Genomic DNA, 2,138 nt, shown 5'->3' with positions numbered 1-2,138 from the left:
GTCTCCGCGATCCTGGAGGCGGCCGAGGAACACAACGCCGACGTCATCGGCATGTCGGGCCTGCTGGTGAAGTCCACCGTGATCATGAAGGAGAACCTGGAGGAGCTCAACGGCCGGGGGCTGGCCGCGAAGTATCCGGTGATCCTGGGTGGGGCGGCCCTGACCAGGGCGTACGTCGAGCAGGACCTGCACGAGCTGTACGAGGGCGAGGTGCGCTACGCCCGTGACGCCTTCGAGGGCCTGCGGCTGATGGACGCGCTGATGGGAGTGAAGCGGGGTGTCCCCGGAGCCGTACTGCCGGAGCTGAAGCAGCGCAGGGTGCCCAAGCGGGAGACCCCGGTTCTCGAAGCACGGGAGCCCGAGCCGGCCGGCCGCTCCGACGTGGCCGCCGACAACCCCGTACCCGAGCCCCCCTTCCTCGGGACGAAGGTCGTCAAGGGCATCCCCCTCGACGCGTACGCCCCCTGGCTCGACGAGACCGCCCTCTTCAAGGGCCAGTGGGGCCTGAAGGACAACGAGACGATCGACTCGGAAGGCCGGGCACGTCTGCGCGGCTGGCTGGACCGGCTGCAGACGGGCCACCTGCTCGAAGCGGCCGTCGTCTACGGCTACTTCCCCTGCGTCTCCAAGGGCGACGACCTGATCGTCCTGGACGAGCACGGAGGCGAGCGGACCCGCTTCTCCTTCCCCCGCCAGCAGCGGGGCCGCCGCCTCTGCCTGGCCGACTTCTTCCGTGCGGAGGAGTCCGGCGAGACCGATGTGCTCGCCCTGCAGATGGTCACGGTCGGCTCGAAGATCGGCGAGGCCACGGCCGAGCTCTTCGAGTCCGACTCCTATCGCGACTACCTCGAACTCCACGGTCTGTCCGTTCAGTTGGCGGAGGCGCTCGCCGAGTACTGGCACGCCCGGGTGCGGGAGGAGTGGGGCATCGGCGCTGCCGACCCCGCCGCCATGGAGGGAATGTTCCGCACCGAGTACCAGGGCTGCCGCTACTCCCTCGGCTACCCGGCCTGCCCGGACCTGGAGGACCGGGCGAAGATCGCCGGACTCCTCGGGCCCGAGCGCATCGGAGTCCAGCTCTCGGAGGAGTACCAGCTGCACCCCGAGCAGTCCACGGACGCGATCGTGGTCCACCACCCGGAGGCGAGCTACTTCAACGCGGGAGGCCGACGGCTGTGACCCCCACCTTCTCCTTCGAGTTCTTCCCGCCGAAGACGGACAAGGGCGAGCAGACCCTGTGGGACGCGATCCGGCGGGTCGAGGCCCTCAAGCCGGACTTCGTGTCGGTGACGTACGGGGCGGGCGGCTCGTCCCGTCACCGGACCATCGAGGTCACGAAGCGGATCGTCACCGAGACCACCCTGCGACCGGTCGCTCACCTCACGGCCGTCGGGCACTCGGTCGCCGAACTGCGGCACATCATCGGTCAGTACGCCGATGCCGGAGTCCGTGACGTGCTGGCCCTGCGCGGCGACCCGCCCGGCGATCCGCGGGGGGAGTGGACCCCGCACCCGCAGGGTTTCACCCACGCTCACGAACTGGTCCGAATGATCCGCGAGTTGGGGGACTTCAGTGTCGGTGTCGCGGCCTTCCCGGAGCGGCACCCGCGTTCCTCCGACTGGGAGAGCGACATCAGGCACTTCGTAGCGAAGTGCCGGGCGGGTGCGGACTACGCGATCACGCAGATGTTCTTCGACCCCGAGGACTACCTGCGGCTGCGGGACCGGGTCGCCGCCGCCGGCTGTGACACCCCGATCATCCCGGAGATCATGCCGGCCACCGACGTGCGACAGATCAGCCGCTTCGCCGAGCTGTCGAACGCGGCCTTCCCGGAAACACTCGCCAGACGACTGGACGCGGCCCGCGACAACCGCGATGTTGCGTACGAGATCGGTGTCGAGCACGCGACGGAGATGAGCCGTCGCCTCCTGGCAGAAGGCGCCCCCGGGCTTCACTACATCACCCTGAACCGTTCCACCGCGGCCCTGGACATCCATGCCAACGTCCTGGGCCTCAACCCCAAGTCCTACGGAGAAACACATGAGTTCGCTGGCGCCCGCTGAGTTCACCGACACCGCCTTTACCGACTACAAGGTCGCCGACATCTCGCTGGCCGCCTTCGGCCGCAAGGAGATCAC

Annotated in this window: 2 protein-coding genes; both read left to right on the top strand. The window is 68.7% G+C overall.

Annotated elements, in window-relative coordinates; all coding sequences use genetic code 11:
• Positions 1-1,179 (top strand): vitamin B12 dependent-methionine synthase activation domain-containing protein (locus CCN56_RS21195; protein WP_306300617.1); only part of this gene is annotated, 1,179 nt, incomplete at its 5' end.
• Positions 1,176-2,063, top strand: a complete 888-nt coding sequence (gene metF / locus CCN56_RS21190) for a methylenetetrahydrofolate reductase [NAD(P)H] (RefSeq protein ID WP_086829048.1) — start codon at positions 1,176-1,178, stop codon at positions 2,061-2,063. The genes CCN56_RS21195 and metF, both read left to right, overlap by 4 nt.
• Positions 2,064-2,138 lie beyond the last annotated feature (75 nt).

This window comes from Streptomyces sp. NRRL B-24572, from assembly GCF_002156145.1.
Lineage (GTDB): Bacteria > Actinomycetota > Actinomycetes > Streptomycetales > Streptomycetaceae > Streptomyces > Streptomyces vietnamensis.
The sequence above is the reverse complement of the archived record's forward strand: the minus strand, read 5'-3'. Positions and strand labels throughout refer to the sequence as shown.